This window comes from Nocardia lasii, from assembly GCF_042658545.1.
GTDB classification, from domain to species: Bacteria; Actinomycetota; Actinomycetes; order Mycobacteriales; family Mycobacteriaceae; genus Nocardia; species Nocardia lasii.
The window spans coordinates 117,724-143,085 of the sequence record NZ_JBHSQN010000011.1 but is presented as its reverse complement, the minus strand read 5'-3'; the positions used below and the strand labels follow the sequence as shown (position 1 = coordinate 143,085).

Genomic DNA, 25,362 nt, shown 5'->3' with positions numbered 1-25,362 from the left:
GTCATAGCCGATCGCACTGAAACCGGTGTGAGTGGGTGGATTTCGGGCAGGGTGCCCGAGGTTGGCCACCCCCGCTGATCCCGTCGCCCCGGATGCCGGCCGGGGAGTTCCGAGAGTTTGTGCGGCCGCGTGGCGTTACCCGCGGCCGGTAATGGAAGGCAGTGTTGCGATGACCAACCCCACTCCGGCGCGCGCGGAAACAGAGCAGCTGGCAGCGCTGGTGGCGACGGTCGCGATGATGGATCCCGCGCGGGTCGCGGTCGAGTTCGACCGCACGGCGGTGTCCTACGCCGAGCTCGACGCCCAGCTCACGCTGATGGCCGAGCTCACCGGCGGGGCGCTGGACGCGGAGACGCTGGTGCAGGTGGTGCTCGCCGAGCTGTTCCCCGGCGTGGTCGACGCCGCCGACGGAACCTTCGGTGTGCTGTTGGACGCGCTGGCCGTCGACGCGATGGCGGCGCTGGGGCTGGAGTCGGTGGCCGCGGCCACCCTGGTGGACCGGTTCGTCGCGCAGGTCGCGCGCACGCCGGATCTGGTGGCGGTGCGCTTCGGGGAGCAGTCGCTGACCTACGCGGAGTTCGACGCCAGGGTGCGGGTGCTGGCCGGGCGACTGGTGAAGCTGGGTGTGGGGCCGGAGTCGCTGGTCGGGTTGGCAATGCGGCGCGGTGTGGAGTTGCTGGTCGCGGTGCACGCGATCGTGCGGGCCGGTGGCGCGTACGTGCCGCTGGATCCCGATCATCCGGTGGAGCGGTTGCACTATGTGCTCGAGGTGGCGCGGCCGGTGGTGGTCGTGACCCGGGCGTGCGACGAGCCGGATCTGGCCGACGCGCCGGTGCTGCGGACCGACGACATCGACTGGACCGAGACGCCCGCCGAGGTGGTCGTGGCGGCGCGGGCCGAGAACACGGCCTATGTCATCTTCACCTCCGGCTCCACCGGCAGGCCCAAGGGTGTGGCGGTGACCCACGGCGCGATCGTGGCGAACCTGGAATGGCGCCAGCGCTGCTACCCCCTGTCCGAGGCCGACGTGGTCTTGCAGAAGACGCCCTACACCTTCGACGTGTCGGTGTGGGAGCTGTTCTGGCCGCTGCAGGTCGGTGCGCGGCTGGTCGTGGCCGAACCGGGCCGCCACGGTGATCCCGCCTACCTGGCGGCGCTGATCGCCGAGCACCGGGCCACCGTGACCCACTTCGTCCCGTCGATGCTGGCCGCGTTCGTGGGCGAGCTGGGCGATTCCGGGGCCGAGGTGGATCTGTCGTCGTTGCGGATGGTGTTCGCCTCCGGTGAGGCGCTGCCCGCCGCCACGGCCGCGCGATTGCGGGCGCTGTCGGCGACCGCGCTGCACAACCTGTACGGGCCCACCGAGGCCGCCGTCGATGTCACCGCGCACGAGGTGACCGCCGCCGACGAGGTGTCGGTGCCGATCGGCGGACCGGCCGACGACACCGGGCTGCTGGTCCTCGACGAGAACCTCGACCAGGTGCCGGTCGGGGTGGTGGGTGAGCTGTACCTGTCGGGTGTGCAGTTGGCGCGCGGGTACGTGGCGCGGCCGGGGCTGACGGCGGATCGGTTCGTGGCGAACCCGTACGGGACGGCCGGGGAGCGGATGTATCGCACCGGCGACCTGGTGCGTTCGGTGCGCGGCGAGCTGGAATACCTGGGGCGCACCGACTTCCAGGTGAAGCTGCGCGGCCTGCGGATCGAACTGGGCGAGATCGAGGCCGTGCTGGCCGCGCATCCGAGGGTCGGCAACGCGGCGGTGGTCCTGCACCGGCACGCCGCCGGTGAGGCGCTGGTCGGCTACGTGGTGAGCACCGACGGCGCGGCGCTCGACGAGGCCGAGTTGGTCGCGCACGCCAAGGCGTCGATGCCGGAGTACATGGTGCCCTCGCTGCTGGTGCAGCTCGCGGCCATGCCGATCAACGCCAGCGGCAAGCTGGATCGAAAAGCACTGCCGGAGCCGGACTTCCGGGCGGCCGCCGCGGAATTCCGGGAGCCGCGCACCGCCACCGAGCGGGCCGTGGCCGCGCTGTTCGCCGAGCTGCTCGACGTGGAGACCATCGGCCTGGACGACGACTTCTTCCGTCTCGGCGGGAACTCCCTGATCGCCACCCGCGCCATCGCCCGCCTACAGTCGAGTTTCGGTGTGCGGGTGGATGTTCGGGACTTCTTCGACAGCCCGACCGTCGCGGTGCTGGCCGCGCTCGTCGACGGTGGGACCGCCGATGATCGGCCCGCCCTCGTCGCGGGTCCGCGGCCGGCGATCGTGCCGCTCTCGCCCGCCCAGCAGCGCATGTGGTTCCTGAACCGGTTCGATCCGGCGACCGGGGCGTACAACATCCCGATCGCGGTACGGCTGTCCGGTGTGTTGGACCGGGCGGCGCTGGCGGCGGCGGTGGGTGATCTGCTCGCGCGGCACGAGGTGTTGCGCACGGTGTATCCCGAGGTCGACGGGGTGGGGATCCAGCGGGTTCTCCTGGTCGACGAGGCAATCGACTTGCTCCGTGCGGCAAGTGATTCGAGCCGGGGCTCCGTCGCGGAGGTCGGGACGGGTCCGGCCGGGGTGGTGCTCGATGGCGCGGCCGGGTCCGCTGGGGTGTCGGGGCTGCTCGATCCTGTCAGCGTCGGGGCCGGGGAACTGCCGGGTGTGTTGGCCGAGGTGATCCTGGGCGGGTTCGATGTCACCGTCGCGCCGCCGGTGCGCGCGCGGCTGTTCGAGGTCGACGGCGATCACGTGTTGGTGCTGGTCGTGCACCACATCGCCTCCGACGGGTGGTCGGCCGGTCCGCTGGTGCGTGACACCATGGCCGCCTACTACGCGCGGACCGAGGGCGCGGCGCCGCAGTGGGTGCCGCTGCCGGTGCAGTACGCCGATTACACCCTGTGGCAGCGGGCGCTCCTCGGGGCCGAAGAGGACGCCGCGTCGCAGGCCGGGCGCGAGATCGCCTTCTGGCGTGAGGCTTTGGCCGGACTGCCGGACGAGTCGAGTCTGCCGACCGACCGGCCGCGTCCCGCCACCGCCTCGATGCACGGGCGCCGGATCGACTTCGAGCTGGATGCCGACGTGGTCGCCGCGCTGAATGCCGTTGCCGCGCAGCAGGGTGCCACGCTGTTCATGGTGTTGCACGCGGCCCTGTCGGTGCTGATCGCGCGCCTGTCGGGCAATGCCGATGTGGCGATCGGTACGCCGGTCGCCGGGCGCGGCGCGGCCGAACTCGACGACGTGATCGGCATGTTCGTCAACACCGCCGTGCTGCGCACCCGGGTGCGTGGTGCCGAATCGTTCGCCGACCTGCTCGGTCGCGTGCGGGCCGAGGATCTGGCCGCGTTCGACCACACCACCCTGCCGTTCGAGCGGCTGGTCGAGGTGCTCGCGCCGTCGCGGTCGGCCGGTCGCCACCCGCTGTTCCAGGTCGCGCTGTCGCTGCAGAACCTGCCGCCGACTGGTTTCGAACTGCCCGGCCTGCGGGCCGCCGCCGTCGACATGCCCTACGACATCGAGAAGTTCGACCTCTCGGTGACCGTGCGCGAGGCCGCTACCCGGGGGCTGTCCGGCGAATTCTCCTACGCCACAGATCTGTTCGACGAGCAGTCCGTCGCCCGCATGGTGCGCCGCTTCACCGGCCTGCTCGCCGCGATCGCCGCCGCGCCGGGTACCCCGGTCGCCGATCTGCCCCTGCTGATCGACACCGAACTCGCCGAGCTGACCACCCGCACCGGCGGCCCGTCCGACCCGGCCCCGCTGCTGCCGCAGGTGCTGGCCCGCGCCGCCGCCGACCCGTCCGCGATCGCCCTGCGCGACGGTGCCCGCACCCTCACCTACGGCGAACTCGACGCCGCCTCCTCACGCCTGGCCGCCCACCTCACCGAGCGTGGCATCGGCGCGGGTGACCTGGTGGCCGTGAGCATTCCGCGTTCGGCCGACTCGGTCACCGCCGTCTGGGCCGTGGTGAAGTCCGGCGCCGGATTCCTGCCGGTCGACCCCACCTACCCGGCGGACCGCGTCGCCCACATGCTCGCCGATTCCGGTGCGGCGGCGGGGATCACGGTCGAGTCGGTGTCGGCGGATCTGCCCGGCACGGTGGACTGGTTGCTGCTCGATCGCGAGATCGATCGAGGTGCGGAACATGCTGGTGGAGAGTGTGATTCGTTGGGTCGCGAACCGGTCCCGGTCACTGTCGACTCCGCCCTCGGCGGCTGCTCGGGCGGGACCGTCCGCGACACGGCGTCGGGGCTCGGCTCGGCGCGTGCCGGGGGCGGTCGCCGCCCGGTGGACCCGCTGGACCCCGCCTACGTCATCTACACCTCCGGCACCACCGGTCTGCCCAAGGGCGTCGTGATCCCGCACGGGGCGGTCGCGGCGTATCTGCCGGTGCAGGCGGGGCGCTACCTGGCCGCCGCCGACGCGCGCGTGCTGCACGTGGCCTCGCCCTCGTTCGACATCTCCGTGGCCGAGCTGCTGCTCACCGTCACCGCGGGTTCGACCATGGTGGTGGCGCCGACCGGCGTGTTCGGTGGGGCGGAGCTGGGTGAGCTGCTGCGGGTCGAGCGGGTGACCCATGTGATCATCACGCCGTCGGCGCTGGCCACGGTGAACCCCGACGGGCTCGACGCGCTGCGGGTGGTCGTGGTCGGTGGTGAGGCGTGCCCGGCCGAGCTGGTCGCGCGCTGGACCGCCGCGATTCCGGGGCTGGTCTTCCGCAACGGTTACGGTCCGACCGAGACCACCATCGTCACCAACATCAGCGAACCCCTCACCGCCGCAACGCCGATCACTCTCGGCGCGCCCGTGGAGGGCACCACCGAACTCGTGCTCGACGAGCGCCTGCGCCCGGTTCCGGCCGGGGTCGTCGGTGAGCTCTACATCGCCGGTGCGCAGGTGGCGCGCGGCTACCACCGCAGGCCCGCGCTGACCGCCGGGCGCTTCGTCACCAACCCCTACGGCGCCCCCGGCGAGCGCATGTACCGCACCGGCGACACCGTGCGCTGGGTGCGCCGCGACGGCTCCTTCGACCTGGAATACCTGGGCCGCAACGACTTCCAGGTGAAGGTGCGCGGCTTCCGCATCGAACTCGGCGAGATCGACGCGGTGCTCACCCGCCACCCGGCCGTGGACTTCGCGGCCACCCTCGGTCACCGCACCGAGGCAGGCGCGACGCTGCTGGTCTCCTACGTCGTGACCGGTGCCGCAGTCGATTCCGCGACCCTGATCGCGCACGCCGCCGCCCACCTGCCCGCGCACATGGTGCCCGCCGCGATCGTCGCCCTCGACGCGGTGCCGCTGACCCCCGTCGGCAAGCTCGACCGGGCCGCGCTGCCCGCGCCGGTCTTCGAGGCCGCCGCCTACCGCGCCCCCGAAACCCGGGCCGAGCAGGTCGTGGCCGCCGCCTTCGCCGAGGTCCTCGGCGTGGATCGGGTCGGCCGCGACGACGACTTCTTCGACCTCGGCGGCAACTCGCTGCTCGCCACCCGCCTGATGGCGCGCATCGGCACCGACCTCGACCTGCGCGTCCCCGTCCGCCAGCTCTTCGACACCGCCACCGTGCTCACCCTGGCCGCCGCGGCCGAGCGCCTGCGCGGCACCGGCACCGGTCCCGCCCTGGTCGCGGGCCCGCGCCCCGAGGTGCTGCCGCTCTCGCCCGCCCAGCAGCGCATGTGGTTCCTCAACCGGTTCGACCCCGGTTCGGCCACCGACAACATCCCCATGGCCGTCCGCCTCACCGGCGCCCTCGACATCACCGCCCTCCAGGCCGCGATCGTCGACGTGCTGGACCGCCACGAGGTCCTGCGCACCCGCTACCCCGAGCGCGACGGCCAGGCCGTCGCGGAGATCCTGCCCGCCACCGGCCTGCTCCCCGAGGTCCACCCCCACATCGTCGGCGCGTCCGACCTGCCCGACGCCGTCCGCACCTTCGCCGCCACCGGCTTCGACCTCACCGTCGACGCCCCGATCCGCGCGAGCCTGCTGCGGGTCGCCGCGAGTAGCTCGGCGACACCGGCGGACTCGTCGGCGTTCGACCTCGATCGGACCGGCCCCTCGGCAGAGCACGCCGACCCGGCGGGCGTGCGGGACTCGGGTACTGTCGCGGGCACCAGCTCGTTCGACCTTCTCGGATCCGATGCCGGTGACGATGCCGCCACCGGTGGCGATGCCGGCACCGACGTGGGAGCAGGTACCGGTGGGCTTGCGGATGTCGATGGGGGAGCCCGCGCAGGTGTCGAGCGTGCCGAGGGCTCCGGATACGTCGGCAAGGTCGCGACGGTTCCTGATGCGGCGGAGTATGTCCTGGTCATCGTGCTGCATCACATCGCGGCGGACGGGTTCTCGTTCGGGCCGTTGATCCGTGACATTCTCATCGCGTACGGTGCGCGGGCTGCCGGTGCGAACCCGCAGTGGGCGCCCCTGGACGTGCAGTACGCCGACTACGCCCTCTGGCAGCACGCCGTGCTCGGCGATGCCGCCGACGCGGAATCGGTTGCGGCGAAGCAGCTCTCGTTCTGGAAGAACGCGCTGGCCGGTGTGCCCGAGCAGTTGGAACTGCCGACCGACCGGGTGCGGCCCGCCGTCGCCTCCCGCCGTGGTGCGCTGCACCGGGTGGAATTCGATGCCCAGACCCACCGCGCGCTGGCGGAATTCGCTCGCGCACACGGCATCACGGTGTTCATGGCCGCGCACGCGGTGTTCGCGGCGCTGCTGGCACGGTTGTCCGCGACCACCGACATCGCCATCGGCACCCCGGTGTCGGGGCGTGGTGAGCGCGCACTCGACGATCTGGTCGGCATGTTCGTCAACACCCTGGTCCTGCGCACCGAGGTGTCGCCCGCGACCTCGTTCACCGACCTGGTCGCCCGCGTGCGCGAGACCGACCTGGCCGCCTTCGGCCACGCCGACATCCCGTTCGAGCGCCTCGTCGAGGTCATCGACCCGGTCCGCTCCACCGCCCGCAACCCCCTGTTCCAGGTGATGCTGTCCCTCAACGAGGACACCCCGAGCGAACTCGCCCTCCCCGGCCTGACGGTCGCCGGTTTCGACCTGCCCACCGGTGTCGCCAAGTTCGACCTCGAACTCACCCTCACCGAACACCGCGACGAGACCGGCACCCCCGCAGGCATTTCCGGCGCGTTCCTCTACGCCACCGACCTGTTCGACGCCCCCACCGTCGCCGGTTTCGCCACCCGCCTGACCCGCCTGCTCACCGCCGCCCTCACCGACCCCACCCGCCCCCTCGGCGACCTCGACCTCCTCACCCCCACTGAACACACCGAACTCCTCACCACCTGGAACAACACCGCCACCGACCACCCCCACACCGCCACCCTGGCCGCCCTGTTCGCCGATCGGGCGGCCACGAACCCGCAGTCGATCGCGGTGGTCATCGACACGGATCCCGAGTTCCTCGGTAACGCGTTGTCGGACCGCGACCTCGCGGCGACAGTGCCTTCGGCCACCGCGCATCGGCCGTCGCCGGAAGCGGCCGGGGACGCCGGGCTCGCCGCCGGGTCGGCCTCGGACGCGGCGACTGGCACTCGTTCGGCCACGGACGTGAGGGTTGTCGTCGGAGCCGCCACCGACGCTGCGCCTGTCGCCCGCACGGCCACGGCTGCCGGGGCTGTCGCCGGAGCGGCCGCCGATGCCGCGGCCATCGACAGTGGTTCTGCCCGTGGACCCGTCGGGTCGGCGAGCGCGATTTCTCGGCTCGAGCATGCGGCGGTCGATGCCATTGCCGAACACCGTGCTTCGACCACACCCACCTCGGCGGCGCTGTCCGCTGCGTCGACAGCTCCCGGAGCGGGTGTCGATTCGGCAGGCGTCGCGGAGCTGACGTACGCGGAGTTCAGTGGGCGGGTCGCCGGGTTGGCCCGGCATCTGATCGGGCTCGGGGCCGGACCCGGGGCGCTGGTCGCGGTGGCGATGCGGCGTGGGCTGGATCAGCTGGTGGCCGTGCACGCGGTCCTGGCGGCCGGGGCGGCGTATGTGCCGGTGGATCCGGATCATCCGGTCGAGCGGACCGCGTATGTGCTCGCGCAGACGGCACCGGTGTGTGTGCTGACTCGCACGGAATCGGTTGCGGCTCTGGGTATCTCGGAGGGGGCAGGCGAGAGCGCGCTCACCCCCGAAGTCGACGCGCACGGTCTCTCCGGGGACACTCGTGTCGTTCGGGTCGACACCCTCGATCTGTCGGACCTGTCCACCGACCCCATCACCGATGCCGAGCGCGTGGCACCGCTGCGCCCCGAGAACCTGGCGTACGTGCTGTTCACCTCGGGTTCCACCGGTCGACCCAAGGGTGTGGCGGTCTCGCACCGCGCCGCCGTGAACCAGTTGCTGTGGTTGCAGCGCGAATTCCCCCTCGACGGCAGTGACGTGGTGTTGCAGAAGACCCCGTTCACCTTCGACGCGTCGGTGTGGGAACTGCTGTGGCCCTTGCAGGTCGGCGCGCGACTGGTCCTCGCCACCGCCGACGGGCACCGCGACCCGGCCTACCTCGCGGCCGCCACGACGCGCCACGGCGTGAGTGTCGTGCAGTACGTCCCCTCGGTGCTGGCCGCTGTCCTGGCAGAACCCGCTGCGGCACAGAGTGATTCGCTGCGTCTGGTGTTCGCCGGTGGCGAGGCGTTGACCGCCGACCTGGCGCGCCGCGTGCGCACCAGCACCGGCGCGCGGGTCGTGAACCTGTACGGCCCCACCGAAACCACCATCCAGGTCACCACGCACGAGGCGGGCGACGAGCGGACCGCGTCCGTGCCGATCGGCACGCCGGTCGCCGATACCCGTGTGTACGTGCTGGATTCGCGCCTGCACCCGGTCCCGGCCGGTGTCCCGGGTGAGCTGTATGTGGCGGGCGCCCAGCTCGCCGACGGCTACCACGGTCGCACCGACCTCACCGCCGAACGGTTCGTCGCCGACCCCTTCGGCACCGGCGAGCGCCTGTACCGCACCGGCGACCTGGTCACCTGGCGCACCGGCCCGCACGGCCCCGCCCTGCACTACCTGGGCCGCACCGACTTCCAGGTGAAACTGCGCGGTCTGCGCATCGAACCCGCCGAGATCGAAGCCGCCATCGCCGCGGTCCCCGGCATCGACCGCGTCGCCGTGCTGGTCCGCGCGGACGAGGGTCGCCCCGACCAGCTCGTCGCCTACGTGGTCCGCGCCGCCGGCGCGTCCGTGGACGAGACAGCCTCCACGACAGCCGATCTCGATGCCGCGATCAGCGCGACCCTGCCCTCGTACATGGTCCCGGGCGCCTACGTCTTCCTCGACGAGCTGCCCGTGAACGCCTCCGGCAAGCTCGACCGTCGGGCCCTGCCCGCACCGGAATCGCGACAGCTCGACTACCGCGAACCCGCCACCGCCACCGGGCGAATCGTGGCCGCCACCTTCGCCGGGGTCCTCGACCTCGAGCGGGTCGGCGCCGACGACGACTTCTTCGCCCTCGGCGGCAACTCCCTGCTCGCCACCCAGGTGGCCGCGCGGCTCGGTGCCGCGCTGGACGCGCGGGTGCCGGTGCGGGAACTGTTCGAGGACAGCACCGTCGACGGACTCGCCCTGCGACTGGACGCGCTGCGCGGCACCGGCAGCAGGCGCGGACCGGTCGCGGGCCAACGGCCGCAACGGATTCCGCTCTCGCCCGCCCAGCAGCGGATGTGGTTCCTGCACCGCTTCGACCCCGACTCCGCCGCCTACCACATCCCGGTCGCGATCCGGCTCAGCGGCGACCTCGACACCGAGGCGCTGCGCGGTGCCCTCGGCGATCTGATCGCCCGGCACGAGACCCTGCGCACCACCTATCCCGAATTCGACGGGCAGGCAACCCAACTCGTCGGACCCGCCTTCGTGCCCGAGCTCGCCGTCACCGACGTGTCAGCCGACGAGGTCCCCGCCGCGGTGGTCGCGGTCCTGGCCGGTGGCTTCGACATCACCACCGAGGTGCCCGTGCGCGCCGCGCTGCTCCGGGTCACCCCGACCGAGCACGTCCTGGTGCTCGTGGTCCACCACATCGCCGCCGACGGGTGGTCGATGGGCCCGCTCACTCGCGACCTGGTCGCCGCCTACGCCGCCCGCGCGGCGGGCACCCAGCCGCACCTGCCCGCCCTGACCGTGCACTACGCCGACTACGCGCTGTGGCAGAGCGAGGGTCTGGGCAGCGTGGACGACCCGGACGCGCCGCTGGCCCGCCAGCTCGACTACTGGACGCGCCAACTCGCGGGCCTGCCCGACGTGCTGACCCTGCCCGCCGACCGGCGCAGGCCGCTGATCGCCTCCAACAGGGGCGCCACCGTCACCACCACCCTGCCCGCCGACCTACACCGGGGCATCGAGGACCTGGCGCGCACGCACCGCGCGACCCCGTTCATGGTGTTGCACGCGGGCCTGTCGGTGCTGCTGGCCCGCCTGTCGGCCGGCACCGACATCGTCGTCGGCACCCCGGTGGCCGGGCGCGGTCATCGCGAACTCGACGACATCGTCGGCATGTTCGTCAACACCCTCGTGCTGCGCGCGCGGGTGCGGCCCGACGCCGGCTTCGGCGCACTGCTCGACGCGGTCCGCGCCGACGATCTCGACGCCTTCGACAATGCCGACGTGCCGTTCGAGAGCCTGGTCGATGCCCTGAATCCGGCTCGCTCCCAGGGCTATTCGCCGCTGTACCAGGTCTCGCTCGCGTTGCAGAACCAGCGGCGGACCGCGTTCGAACTGCCCGGCCTGACCCTGTCCGGGCTGACCCTGCCGGACGCGCCGATCGAAGTGGACCTCGACTTCACCTTCGTCGACCGCTACACCGCCGAGGGCGCACCCGACGGCCTCGACCTCGAACTCCGCTACGCCACCGACCTTTTCGACGCCGACACCGTCGTCGGTCTGATCGCCATGCTCGAGCGGGTGCTGCGGGGTGCGGTCACCGCGCCCGGCACCCCGGTCGGCGACCTCGCCCTGCTGGCCGACAGTGCGCGGGCCGCGCTGGTCGCGGGCCCGCACGGTGACGTGGTCGCCCTGGACACCGAACTGGCCGAACTGGGCCTGCGCGCCCCGCTGGCCGCGCACCTGCTCGACGCCGCGGCTGCCCGTGACCCGCACGCGGTGGCGGCGGTCTTCGAGGGCGCCGAGATCACCTACGGTGCTCTGGCCGCCAGGGCCAATCGGTTCGCCCGCCGCCTGATCGACTGCGGCGTCGGCCCGGAAACCCCGGTGGCCGTGGCGGTTCCGCGCAGTATCGAACTGCTGGTGGTGTTGCACGGTGTGCTCGCCGCCGGTGGCGTGTACGTGCCGATCGACGCGAGCCAGCCCGCCGAACGCATCGGCCATGTGCTCGAGACCGCGACCCCGCGCCTGGTGATCGTCGCCGCCGCCGGTGACCTCGATCATGTCGACAGCGGCATCCGATCCGCCACGGCCTCCGTGCATTTCGCCGCCGCCTCGCGCTCCGGGTTCCCCGTGCTGACCGTCGCCGAACTCGAGGACTCCGCGCGCGGCAGTGTCGCGGGCACGCCGCTCGCCGACAGTGAACGTCTCGCGCCGCTGCACCCCGAGCACCCGGCGTACGTGCTGTTCACCTCCGGCTCCACCGGCACCCCGAAGGGCGTGCTGGTCTCGCACCGCGCCGTGGTCAACGAAATCGCCTGGCTGCGTGGCGAATACGCCATGACCTCGGCCGACCGGTTCCTCCAGCGCGCCCCGCTCACCTTCGACGTGTCCCTGTGGGAACTCCTCGCGCCCGCCCTGCTCGGCGCCCCGCTGGTGCTGCTGCGCCCCGGCGGCCACCTCGACCTGGCCTACCAGGCGCAGGTGGTGCGCGAGCAGGGCATCACCATCCTCGAGATCGTGCCGTCGGTGCTGGCCGCGATGCTGGCCGAAGGGCTCGGCGACGCGCTGCGCGGTCTGCGGATGCTGCACGTGGGCGGCGAGGAACTGCCCGCCCCGCTCGCGGCCACCGTGCTCGCCGCGCTGCCCGGCGAACTGCACAACACCTACGGTCCCACCGAGGTCGCGATCACCAGCACGTTCCAGCAGATCACCGCCCCGGTCGAGCAGACCGAGATGCCGATCGGGCGCCCGACCTGGAACGTGCGCGCCTACGTCCTCGACGAGCGCCTGCACCCGGTGCCCGACGGTGTCGCGGGTGAGCTCTACCTCGCGGGCGACCAGCTCGCGCGCGGCTACCTCGGCCGACCCGACCTGACCGCCGACCGCTTCGTCGCCGACCCGTTCGCGGCCGCCCTAGACATTGAGCCGGCACCCGAGACCACGGTCACTGATCGCACCGGTGATGGCGACCGACTGCATGGCGCCGGTAACGGTGGCGATCACGTGCGTCCCGGTGATGGCGATGGCGTGCACGGTGCCGGTGATGGTAGCGATCGCCTGCGCGGCGCTGATGACGATGGGGCCCGCGTGCGTCGTCCCGGCGATGGTGGCGTTCGCGCGCAGCGGGCCGATGATGGCGGTTCCCCCGTGCATCGCTCCGGTGGTGGCGCGCGCATGTACCGCACCGGTGACCTCGTGCGCCGTGATCGCCACGGTGCCCTGGTCTACCTGGGCCGCAACGACTTCCAGGTGAAGATCCGTGGGCTGCGGATCGAGTTGGGCGAGATCGAGGCCGCGCTCGGGGACGCCCCCGGCGTGACCCACGCGACCGTGCTGCCCGCCACCGACGACGCCGGACGGCAGTGCCTGGTCGGGTATGTGGCCGGTGCGGTCGATGTCGTGGCCGTGCGTGCCCATGTGGCCGGGCGGGTGCCCGCGTACATGGTGCCCGCGCACCTGGTGGTGCTCGAGACGGTGCCGCTGAACTCGGCGGGCAAGCTCGATCGGGCCGCGCTGCCCGCCGCCGACCTGTCCGCCACCACGGTCTACGTGGCGCCGCGACCCGGCGCGCAGACCGTGCTGGCCGGGGTGATCGCCGAGCTGCTCGGGGTCGAGGGGGTCGGCGCGAACGACGACTTCTTCGCCGTCGGCGGCAACTCGCTGCTCGCCATGCGCCTGGTGGCGCGGGCCAATGCCGCGCTGGGCAGTGCGCTGGATGTGCGCGACGTGTTCGACGCGCCCACCGTCGCCGGCCTGGCCGAACGTGCCGCCGCCCGCCGCGAGCAGCTGCCGCCGCTCACGGTCGCCACGCCGCGTCCCGAGCGGATCCCGTTGTCGCTGGCGCAGACTCGCCTGTGGTTGCTCAACCGCATCGACCCGGACTCGGCCGTCTACACCCTCCCGATCGCCCTGCGTCTGACCGGCGCCCTCGACACCGACGCCCTGTGGGCCGCGCTGGCCGACGTCCTCGACCGGCACGAATCCCTGCGCACCGTCTTCCCCGAGGACGAGCAGGGCCCGACCCAGGTCGTCCTCCCGGTCGAGCGGGTCATGCCCGAGAGCGTGGTCCGCGACATTCGCGAGGCGGAACTGGCGGACACGGTGCGCGCGATCATCGGCGCCGGGTACGACCTGACCGCCGAGCCGCCACTGCGGGCCGTGCTGCTGCGTCGCACCGCGAGCGAAAATGCCTACGGCACTGTCGATTCGACCGGTGCGTCCCGTGATGCCCTGCCGTCGACAGCGATCGCCGGGGCGCGCCCGCCGCACGGTGGCGCCGACGCCTTCGCCGTAGCCGATGGCGCGGACGTGGCGCGTCCCTCGGTGCACGATTCGGCGCGGGCCGATGTCGAGCACGTGCTCGTGCTGGCCGTGCATCACATCGCGGCCGACGGTGTGTCGACCACGCCGCTGGCCCGTGACCTGGTCACCGCCTATGCCGCGCGGGCGGCGGGCGTCGCGCCGGTGTGGGAGCCCCTGCCGGTGCAGTACCCGGACTTCACGCTGTGGCAGCACGCGGTGCTCGGCGATCCCGCCGATCCCGAGTCGCGCGCGGCCCGGCAGCTCGCGCACTGGCGAGACGAATTGGCCGGGCTGGCACCGGTTTCGGAGTTCGCGACCGACCGGCCACGGCCGGTGGTGCGCGACGGAATCGGCGCGGCCGTCGGATTCGACGTGCCCGCCGAGATCGTGGCCGGAATCGAGGCCATGGCACGGCGCCACGGCGTCTCGACCTTCATGGTGGTGCACGCGGCGTTCGCGGTGCTGCTCTCGCGCCTGGGCGCCGGGCCCGATATCGCGATCGGCACGCCGGTCGCGGGCCGCGCCGACGCGGCCCTCGACGACCTGGTCGGCATGTTCGTCAACACCCTCGTGCTGCGCACCACGGTGGACGGCGGCGCCGGCTTCGGCGAGCTGCTGCGCACGGTGCGCACCGCCGACCTGGCCGCCTTCGCCCACGCCGACCTGCCGTTCGAGCGGTTGGTGGAGGAACTGAACCCGGTGCGGTCCACCTCCTACGCGCCGATCGTGCAGGTGATGCTGGCGTTCGAGCACCGCGACGACACCACCATCGAACTGCCCGACCTGCGCATCGGCGCGGTGGACCTGCCCGCCGCGACCACCCAGTTCGACCTGTCGCTGGCGATCAACGAAACCATCGGCACCGCGGGCGAACCCGGCATGCGCGGTGCGCTGCGCTACGCCACCGACCTGTTCGACGCCGACACCGTCGAGCGCCTCGGCGCCCGATTCGTGCGGGTGCTCGGCGAGGTCGTCGCCGACGACACCCTCGCCGTCGGCGAGATCGACCTGTTCGACGCCGCCGAGGCCGCGCAACTGGCCGCGTGGAACGACACCGTCGCCCCGCTCGACCTCGACGCGACCCTGGTCTCGCTGTTCGCCGACCGAGCCGCGCGCACGCCGAACGCGGTGGCCCTCGACTTCGAGGGTCAGCGAATCACCTACGGCGAGTTCGCAGTTCGCGTCGCCCAGCTCGCCCGCTGGTTGATCGCCGAACAGGTCGGCCCGGGTTCGATCGTCGGTGTCGGACTCCGGCGCGGCATCGACCTGCTCGTCGCCCTCTACGCCGTGCAGGCCGCAGGTGCCGCCTACCTGCCCCTCGACCCCGACCACCCGGCCGACCGCATCGCCGACGTACTGGCCACCGCCGCGCCGGTGTGTGTGCTCGCCACCTCCGATTTCCCCCGTCCGACGCCGACTCCGACCGAATCCGAGCCGCGCACAGTCGAATCCGTCCGGTCGACCGGTGATTCGGCCACCGACCAGTCCTCGACCGCTGACGGTGAATCCGAGTCGCGCACCGGCGGATCCGTCCGGTCGGCCGGTGATTCGACCACCGGCCAGTTCTCGACGGTCGACGGTGAATCCGAGTCGCGCACCGGCGGATTCGCCGTGGACCGCGGTCGAACGGATTCCGGCCGATGGACCTCGGACCCGGATGTCACGCGCGCCGAATCCACTGTGCGCGTGGTCGATCCCGCCGCGCTCGACCTGTCCGGTTTCGCCGGCGACCCGGTGACCGACGCCGACCGACTGCGGCCGCTGCGGGGCGCCGATCTCGCCTACGTGCTGTTCACCTCCGGCTCGACCGGCAAGCCCAAGGGCGTGGCGGTCACCCACACCGCCATCGTGAACCGGCTGGTCTGGATGCAGGACGCCTACCGGCTCACCCCGGCGTCGGTGGTGTTGCAGAAGACGCCCATCACCTTCGACGTGTCGGTGTGGGAACTGTTCTGGCCCTTGCAGATCGGGGCCACGCTGGTGATCGCGCGGCCCGACGGGCACCGTGATCCGGCCTACCTGGCCGAGGTGATCACCCGCACCGGCGTGGACGTGGCGCACTTCGTGCCGTCCATGCTGGCCGCCTTCCTCGCCGAACCCACTGCCGGACAGTGTGTGTCGCTGCGGCAGGTGTTCGCCTCCGGTGAGGCGCTGCCCGCCGCCGACGCCCAGCGCCTGCGCGCGCTGATCCCCGCGGTGGCGGTCCACAACCTCTACGGGCCCACCGAGGCCGCCGTGGACGTCAGCTTCCACGAGGTCACCGACGTCGACACCGTCACGGTGCCGATCGGCGCCCCGGTCGCCAACACCGCCCTGCACGTGCTCGACGCCCGGCTGCGCCCCGTGCCGGTCGGCGTCCCCGGCGAGCTGTACCTGGCCGGAATCCAGCTGGCGCGCGGCTACCTCGCGCGCCCCGACCTCACCGCCGACCGCTTCGTCGCCGACCCCCTCGGCGCCCCCGGCGCCCGCCTGTACCGCACCGGCGACCTGGTGATCCGCACCCGCACGGGCGAACTGGAGTACCTGGGCCGCACCGACTTCCAGGTGAAACTGCGCGGCCTGCGCATCGAACTCGGCGAGATCGAAGCGGTCCTGAGCGGACTGGACGCCATCGACCGCGCGGTTGTCACCGTCCGCGACGACGGCACCGGCGACTACCTCACCGCGTACCTCGTTCCGGCTGAACCCGACGTGGCGCGCGCCACCACCGAACCGGTCGGGCGCGCTGCGGCGACCCACTCGACTGCCGAGCTGATCGGCCCCGACGCGGCGACTGCTGATGTCGCCGCGCGGGTGGCAGCGGAGGTGCGTTCCGTCGCCGAGTTGATCGACCTCGATGTGGTGAAAGCCGCGCTCGGGCAGGCGCTTCCGGCCTACATGGTGCCGGGAGTGTTCGTGGTGCTCGACGAGCTACCGGTGAACGCGTCCGGCAAGTTGGATCGGCGGGCGTTGCCCGCGCCGGAACTGGTCGCGCGGGAATTCCGGGCGCCCACGACGCCGACCGAGCTGGTGGTGGCCGGGATCGTCGCCGACGTGCTCGGTGCGGAACTGGTCGGCGCCGATGACGACTTCTTCGATCTGGGCGGTAACTCGCTGATCGCGACCCGGGTCGCCGCGCGGCTCGGGGCGGCGCTGGACCGGCGGGTGCCGGTGGCGCGGATCTTCGAGGCGCCGGTGGTGGCCGCGTTGGCCGCCGCGCTCGACGCCGACGCCGGTGCCGCGCGGGTGGCGCTGGTGGCGGGGGAGCGGCCCGCGTCGCTGCCGCTGTCGCCCGCGCAGCAGCGCATGTGGTTCCTCAACCGGTTCGATCCGGACTCGGCGGGGTACAACGTGCCGATCGCGGTGCGGCTCAGCGGTGCCCTCGACCTGGCCGCACTGGCCACGGCGGTCGACGATCTCGTCGAACGGCACGAGGTCCTGCGCACCTTCTACCCCGAGACCGCCGACGGGCCCGTGCAGCAGATCCTGTCCGCCGCGGAAGCCGATGTGGCCCTGCGGGTTCGCGATATCGCGGCCGAGGACGTCGTCGACGCGGTGACGGCACTGGCCGCCACCACCTTCGACGTCACCGCCGGTGTGCCGTGGGACGTGGTGCTCTACCGGATCACCGACACCGAAGCGGTGCTCGCCCTGGTCGTGCACCACATCAGCGCCGACGGGTCCTCCGTGCCGCCGCTGGTGCGCGACCTCATGACCGCCTACCTGGCACGACGCGACGGCGCGGCCCCGCAGTGGGCGCCGCTGCCGGTGCAGTACGCCGACTACGCGCTGTGGCAGCGCGCGGTGCTCGGCGACGAGTCCGATCCCGACTCCGTCGCCGCCCGCCAGCTCGACTTCTGGCGCGGCGAACTCGCCGACCTGCCCGAGGAACTGGCCCTGCCGCTGGACCGCCCGCGCCCCGCCGTGCGGACCCTGGCCGGCGGCACCGTGCCCGTCACGCTCGACGCCGCCACCCACGCCCGGCTCGCCGAGCTGGCCAGGGAATCCGGCGCGACGCTGTTCATGGTCGTGCACACCGCCTTCGCCGCCCTGCTGGGACGGCTGTCGGGCAGTGCCGACATCACCGTGGGCACCCCGGTCGCCGGGCGCGGGGAGGCCGCGCTCGAGGACCTGATCGGCATGTTCGTCAACACGCTGGTGTTCCGGACCCGCCTGCGGCACGCAGAGTCGTTCCGCGACTTGCTGATTCGGCAGCGCGCCACCGACCTCGCGGTGTACGCCAACGCCGATGTGCCGTTCGAACGCCTCGTCGAGGTGCTCGACCCGACCCGCTCCACCGCGCGGCATCCGCTGTTCCAGGTCGGGTTCTCGTTCCAGAACTTCGAGCGGGCCGAACTGACCCTGCCCGGGATCACGGTCTCGGGCCTGGACACCGACAGCGAACTGTCCCAGTTCGACCTGCACCTGATCGTCAGCGACGACTACGCCGCCGACGGGACCGCCGCCGGGGTCACCGGCGTGCTCACCTACGCCCACGACGTGTTCGACACCGAGACCGCCGCGGCGATCGGCGCCCGCCTGGAACGGCTGCTCACCGCCGTGGCCGCCGCACCGCACACGCCGGTGGACGCGTTCGACGTGCTCGAGCCCGCCGAACGCCACCGCATCCTCGACGGCTGGAACACGACCGCGCACGAGATCGACCGCACCGCAACACTGCTCACGCCCTACCGGGCGCGGGTCGCGGCACGACCGAACGCCACCGCGCTGGTCTTCGACGGCACCGCCCTGTCCTACGCCGCCTTCGACGCCCAGGTGAACCGGCTCGCCCGCCACCTCATCGCCGAGGGCGTCGGCCCCGACGTGCTCGTCGCCGTGGCCATGCGCCGCTCGATCGACCTGGTCGTCGCCATGTACGCGGTCCTCACCGCGGGCGGCGCGTACGTCCCCGTCGACCCCGACCACCCCACCGACCGCATCGCCCAGATCCTCGACACCGCCCACCCGCACCTCGTCCTGACCACCCGCAGAGATGAATTCGACACTCGCGCGGACCTCGGTGCCGAGCTGTCGGCGTCTGACGGCCTGGCGGCTGAGCGGTCGGCCCCCGTCGGCCTGGTGAATGAGCTGTCGGCGTCTGACGGCCTGGCGGCTGAGCGGTCGGCCCCCGTCGGCCTGGTGAACGAGCTGTCGGCGTCTGACGGCCTGGCGGCTGAGCGGTCGGCCCCCGTCGGCCTGGTGAACGAGCTGTCGGCGTCTGACGGCCTGGCAGCTGAGCGGTCGGCCCCCGTCGGCCTGGTGAACGAGCTGTCGGCGTCTGACGGCCAGGCAGCTGAGCTGTCGCCCACGGTCGGGCAGGCAGCTGAGCTCGGGCAGGCAGCTGAGCTGTCGGCGACGGTCGTACAGGCAGCCGAGCTGTCGAAGCCGGTCAGCCGGGAGACCGGTGAGTCGGGCGCGACGGACCTCGAGCCGTCGGAATCGGTAATCTTCGGTGCCGCAGCGGATCTCGGGCCGTCGGTCGGCCCCGGGGAAGCGGCGGTCGGTTCGACGCCCGCGCGGGTCGTCGTGGTCGATGACATCGCGACCGACACCTACCCCGCGCACCCGGTGGCAGACAGCGAACTCCGTGCCCCACTGCGGGATTCCAACCTGGCCTACGTGCTGTTCACCTCCGGGTCGACCGGTAAGCCGAAGGGCGTGGCGATGAGCCATGCCGGGATTCGCAATCAGATCGCCTGGCTGCTCGATCGGTACGGGCTCGACGGCGACGATGTGTACCTGCAGAAGTCGGCGGCCGGGTTCGACCTGTCGGTGTGGGGCTACTTCGCCCCGCTCGCGGCGGGTTCGACCCTGGTGCTCGCCACCCCGGACGGGCATCGCGACCCGCTCTACCTCGCCGAACTCGTTGCCGCCCAGCGCATCACCGTCGTCGACTTCGTCCCGTCGATGCTGGCGATGTTCGCCGCGCACGCCGAGGCCGACCAGCTCGCGAGCCTGCGCCTGGTCCTCGCGATCGGTGAGGCGCTCACCCCGGACACGGTGGCCGCCTTCGGTGCGAAATCGACTGCGGCCGTGCACAACCTGTACGGGCCCACCGAGGCCGCCGTGTCGGTCACCGCCTGGCCCGCCGAGGCGGCGACCGGGCAGACCGTGCCGATCGGGGTGCCCGAATGGAACACCCGGGTGTACGTGCTCGACGAGCGGTTGCGTCCGGTGGCGCCGGGTGTGGCCGGTGAGCTGTACCTGGCCGGTGAGCAGTTGGCGCGCGGCTACCTCGGTCGCCCGGATCTGTCGGCGGACCGGTTCGTGGCCGACCCGTTCGCGCTCGGCGCCGACAGTGCTGTGGCCGGTGGCTCCGCTACCGACCCTGTCGTCGGGGCCCGCATGTACCGCACCGGCGACCTGGTGCGCTGGACCCGTGACGGCGTGCTCGTCTACCTGGCCCGCATCGACTTCCAGGTGAAGTTCCGTGGTCAGCGCATCGAACTCGGCGAGATCGAGAACGCGCTGCAATCCCTGCCCACGGTCAGCCAGGCCGCGGCGGTGGTCTCGCCGAGCGACACCGGCGACCGCCTCGTCGGCTACGTGGTGCCCGCACCGGGCGTCGAGGTGGACGCGGCCGACCTGCGCACCGCCGTCGGCGCGGTGCTGCCGTCCTACATGGTGCCGTCGGTGATCGTGGTCCTGGACGCGTTCCCGCTCAACACCTCCGGCAAGCTCGACCGAAAAGCCCTGCCCGCACCGGAATTCGTGGCCAGGCCCTTCCGTGCCCCGGTCACTGCGGCCCAGCGGGCGGTGGCCGAGGTGTTCGGGGAGGTGCTCGGGCGCGAGCAGGTCGGTCTCGACGACGACTTCTTCGAACTCGGCGGCAACTCGCTCATCGCCACCCGCGTCGCGGCCCGACTCGGGGCGGCACTGTCGACCCGGGTGCCCGTGCGCACCCTGTTCGAGGCCACCACGGTCATCGACCTCGCGGCCGCGCTCGCGGCGAAGGCGGGCAGCGGCACCGGCATCGCGCTGACCGCCGGACCGCGCCCGGCGCGCGTTCCGCTCTCGGCCGCCCAGCAGCGCATGTGGCTGCTCAACCGCCTCGACCCGGACTCGGCCGCCTACAACATCCCGATCGCGGTGCGGCTGTCCGGCGCCGTCGACGCCGACGCGCTCGCCGCCGCGGTCTCCGACGTGCTCGACCGCCACGAGGTGCTGCGCACCGCCTACCCGGCGTTCGACGGCATCGGCCACCAGGTGGTGTGGGAATTCGTGCCCACACCGGTGGTCGAGACCGCGGATCCGATCGCGGTGCCCGCCATCGTGGCCGCCGAGGTCGGACGCGGATTCGACGTGACCGCCGCGCCGCCGGTGCGCGTGCGCGTCTTGCGCTGTGCGGCAGACGAAGTGGTGCTCGTCGTGGTGATCCACCACATCAGCGCCGACGGATTCTCCGCCGGACCGCTGCTGCGCGACACCGCCGCCGCCTACCTCGCCCGGCACGCCGGCACCGAACCCGGTTGGGCCCCACTGGAAGTCCAGTACGCGGACTACACGCTGTGGCAGCGGGAGGTCCTCGGCAGCGAGGACGACACCGCCTCGGTCGCCGCCGCGCAGCTGCGGTTCTGGCGCAACGAGCTGGACGGCGCGAGCGGCGTGCTCGAACTGCCCGCCGATCGGCCACGGCCCGCCGTCGCCTCGCATCGTGGCGCGAGTGTGGAAACCGTAGTGCCGCAGCAGGTCTGGCAGCGGGTCGCCCAGCTCGCCCGTCGGGTCGACGCCAGCGAGTTCATGGTCGCCCATGCGGCACTGGCCGCCCTGCTGGCGCGCCTGAGCGGCACCGGCGACATCGCTATCGGCACGCCGGTGGCGGGTCGCGGTGAGCAGGCGCTCGACGACCTCGTCGGCATGTTCGTCAACACCCTGGTGCTGCGCACCGCCGTTGACCCGGGCGCCTCCTTCGCCGCCCTGCTGCGTGAGGCGCGGCGGGTGGACTTGGACGCGTTCGAGAACGCCGACGTGCCCTTCGAACGGCTCGTCGACGTGCTCGACCCGGCCCGCTCGGCCGCCCACAGCCCCCTGTTCCAGGTGATGCTGGCCTTCCAGAACCTGTCCGCCGCCCCCGTGGCGGTCAACCTGCCCGACCTCACGATCACCGGCCTCGACGCCGACGCCGGCATCGCCAAATTCGACCTGGACCTGGTCCTGGCCGACACCGCCGACGGGGGTTGCGCGCTGAGCCTGACCTACGCCACCGACCTGTTCGACGCCGACACGGCCGCCCGCATCGCCGAGGGGTACGTGCGGGTCCTCGATGCGGTCACCGCCGACCCGGAGGGCCTGGTGGGCGATATCGACCTGCTCACCGACGCCGATCGCGCGTTGCTCGACCGGTGGTCGGGGATCGAGCGGTCCGCGTCGTTCGCGGATCTCCCCGGGTCGGAAACGGTGCAGACGGGCACTGAGCCGTCCCCGTTCGCCGACCGACAGCTTGCGGATGACGGGCGTGCGGTGCGGGCATCGTCCTCCGACGCGCGGTCGAACGATGGGCAAGCTGCCACCTCGCGGGCGTCCGGCCCGACGGAGCTGGGCGTGTGTGGAGAGACCTCCGACGCGCGGTCGGACACTGGGCAAGATGTGCCCGGGTCGCTGTTGCCCGCGCGCGACCTGGCACGTGCCCGGATCAGCGAGAACGACTGGGCGGAAGGGGTTCTCGCCACCGCTTTCGAGCGGCAGGTCGCTGCCACGCCCGATGCTGTCGCGCTCGTCGACGGCGACACCGTGCTCACCTACGTCGAGTTCGCGGACCGTGTGAACCGGCTCGCTCGCCATCTCATCGCGCTCGGCGTCGGACCCGACAGTTCGGTGGCGGTCGGAGTCCGGCGGTCGGCGGACCTGCTGGTCGGGGTGTACGCGGTGCTCGCCGCAGGCGGTACGTATGTGCCCGTCGATCCCGATCATCCGGCCGAACGGGTCGCGCGCATTCTGCGGATCGCCCAGCCGGTGTGCGTGCTGAGCACGTCCGGGGTGGATCTGCCCGTGGCGACGGTCGCGCTCGACACGGTCGATCTCGCGGGGTACGCCGCCGGGCCGATCGCGCAGGCCGAGCGGGTGCGCCCGCTGCTGCCCGAGCACACCGCGTACGTGATCTTCACCTCCGGCTCGACCGGGCTGCCCAAGGGCGTCGGTGTCCCGCACCGGGCGATCGTCAACCAACTCGACTGGCTGGCACGGCGTTTCGACTTCGCCGCCGGTGACACGGTGCTGCACAAGACGCCGACGACCTTCGACGCCTCCATCTGGGAACTGCTCCTGCCCCAGCGGGTGGGTGCTCGCACGATCATCGCCCGACCCGGTGGACACGGCGACCCGGCCTACCTGGCGGCGCTGATCGCCGAACACCGCATCGACACTGTGCAATTCGCGCCGACCCTGCTCTCGGCCTATGTCGCGCACCTGGTCGAGGCGGGTGCCGGTCAGGGTGACACCGGCCTGGGCAACAACGCCGAGGCGGGTGCTGGTCAGGGTGTGACCGGCGTGGGCAACGGTGCCGGTGCGGGTGCTGGTCAGGGTGTGACCGGCACGGGCAACGACGCCGGGGTGGGACAAAGTCTTCTCGTAGACGGCGGCTCGAGCGCGCGATTCGCGCCGGGCGTCGCGTTCGATGGTGGTGCGGGCCAGGCACTTCGGCGTGTGTTCGCCGGTGGTGAGGCACTGCCCGCCGCGCTCGCCCAGCAGGTCCGCGAACTCACCGGCGCGCAGGTGGTGAACCTGTACGGGCCCACCGAGACCACGGTGCAGGTCAGCACCCATGTGGTCGGCGACGACGACCTCGTCACGGTGCCGATCGGCACGCCGGTGTCGAACACGGGGCTCTACGTGCTCGATTCCCGGCTGCGGCCGGTGGTGCCCGGTGTCGTCGGTGAGCTGTACGTCGGTGGCGCCCAGCTCGCGCACGGGTACGTCGGGGCATCCGAACTCACCGCCGAACGGTTCGTGTCCGATCCGTTCGGTGCGCCCGGCGCCCGGATGTACCGCACCGGCGACCTCGTCCGGCTGCGCGGAAAGCGCAGTCCCACACTGGAATACGTGGGACGCGCCGACCTCCAGGTGAAGCTCAACGGCCAGCGCATCGAACTGGGCGAGGTGGAAGCCGCGCTCCAGCGGCAGCCGGGAATCGCGCAGGCCGCGGCCGCCGTGGTCTCCGGGGTCGGCGCCGACCGGCTCGTCGCCTACGTCGTCGCCGCGCGTGCGCAGGAGGACGGCACCTGGGTGAGCGGCCACCCGGTCGTGCCGAGCGCCTCCGCGCGTGCGCAGGAGAACGGCACGCCCGCGTCCGGTGCCGTTGTCGACACCGAGGGCGGCGCTGCCGACGGCGCGGTCGGTGGGAATATCAGCGCGACTGCTGGTCAGCGTGGTGGTGTCGATACTGCTGCCACCGGGTTCGCCGATGTCGGGGCTGCTGTCCCGGGGTCGGATGCCGAAGGTGCTGTGGTGCAGGCGCATTCGACTGTCGATGTCGCCGCGCTGCGTTCGGCGCTGGCGGCGGAACTGCCCGGGTACCTGGTGCCCGCCGTCGTGGTGGAGCTCGCCGCCCTGCCGGTCAACACCTCGGGCAAGCTCGATCGCGGTGCGCTGCCCCGCCCCGAGCTGCGCCAAGCCGCCTACCGGGCGCCCATCACCGAGACCGAACAGGTGGTCGCGGGGGCGTTCGCGCGGGTGCTCGGGCTCGAGCGCATCGGCATGGACGACAACTTCTTCGACCTCGGCGGCAACTCACTGACCGCGGTCCAGCTGTCCTCGCGGCTGAGCGAGGCACTGGGTAGCACGGTGCCGGTGGCCTGGTTCTTCACCGACCCCACACCCGCCGTCGTCGTGGAACGACTTCGCGTAGAAGGGGATTCCGCCGACGACGCGTTCGCGGTCCTGCTCCCGCTGCGCGCGGGCGGCACCGGGGCGCCGCTGTTCTGCATCCACCCGGTCGGCGGCGTGGCCTGGTCCTTCGCCGGACTCACTCGTCACCTCGACCGGCCGATCTACGGCCTCCAGTCCCCGGCCCTCACCGCCGACGAACCACTGCCGGCCACCATCGAGGACTGGGCGCGGCGCTACATCGCGGCCATCCGCGAAGTCCAGCCGCACGGGCCCTACCACCTGCTCGGCTGGTCGCTGGGCGGGCTGCTCGCCCACGCGGTCGCCACCGGCCTGCAAGCCGAGGGCGAACAGGTCGCGCAGCTGGCCATGATGGACAGCTGGCTCGGCGACGGACCCGAACAGACCCCGATGCCCACCGTCGGCGACCTGCTCGGTGGCCTCGCCGGGGCCGAACTGGCCTTCGACGCCGACGGCCTGGCCGCCGCGGCCGCGGGCATCGGTGGCCCGCTGGCCGCCCTCGACCGCGACCGCATCACCCGCATCCTCGACGCCGCGACCGCCTCGATGCACATGGTCGACGACTACCGGCCGCGCCGCTTCGACGGCGACCTCGTCTACTTCGCGGCCACCGTCGACGACCCCACCGCCTCGCGCGGCGCGGCGAGCTGGACCACCGCCATCGGCGGCACGGTGCACCGCCACGGCATCGACGCCACGCACTGGGCGATGGCGGGCGAAGCGGGCCTGGCGCGCATCGCCGAGGTGCTCGACGGGGCCGAGACCGGCGCCGACGGGTTCGCCGGACAAGACCCCGCGACGAGGGCCGATGCGCGTGCGGGGGCGATGGGCGCCTAGAATCGCAAGTCGGTCATCGTGCAGCGCGCACGTCGCCAACTCCCGTCGAGAGGTCGAGGAAACATGCCAGCACAGCCGTCCGGTGGGATCGGGTGACGAAG

General features: G+C 72.4%; 1 protein-coding gene. It reads left to right on the top strand.

Annotation, left to right across the window (positions count from 1 at the left end; translation table 11 throughout):
• The first annotated feature begins 169 nt into the window (after positions 1-169).
• A complete protein-coding gene (locus ACFP3H_RS16720) occupies positions 170-25,261 on the top strand; it encodes a non-ribosomal peptide synthase/polyketide synthase (RefSeq protein WP_378606746.1) in 25,092 nt (8,363 codons plus the stop codon).
• Positions 25,262-25,362 lie beyond the last annotated feature (101 nt).

What these genes read in the sequence shown, in the direction of transcription:
- ACFP3H_RS16720 (WP_378606746.1), top strand. Translation starts at nt 170, where the DNA reads ATGACCAACCCCACTCCGGCGCGCGCGGAAACAGAGCAGCTGGCAGCG.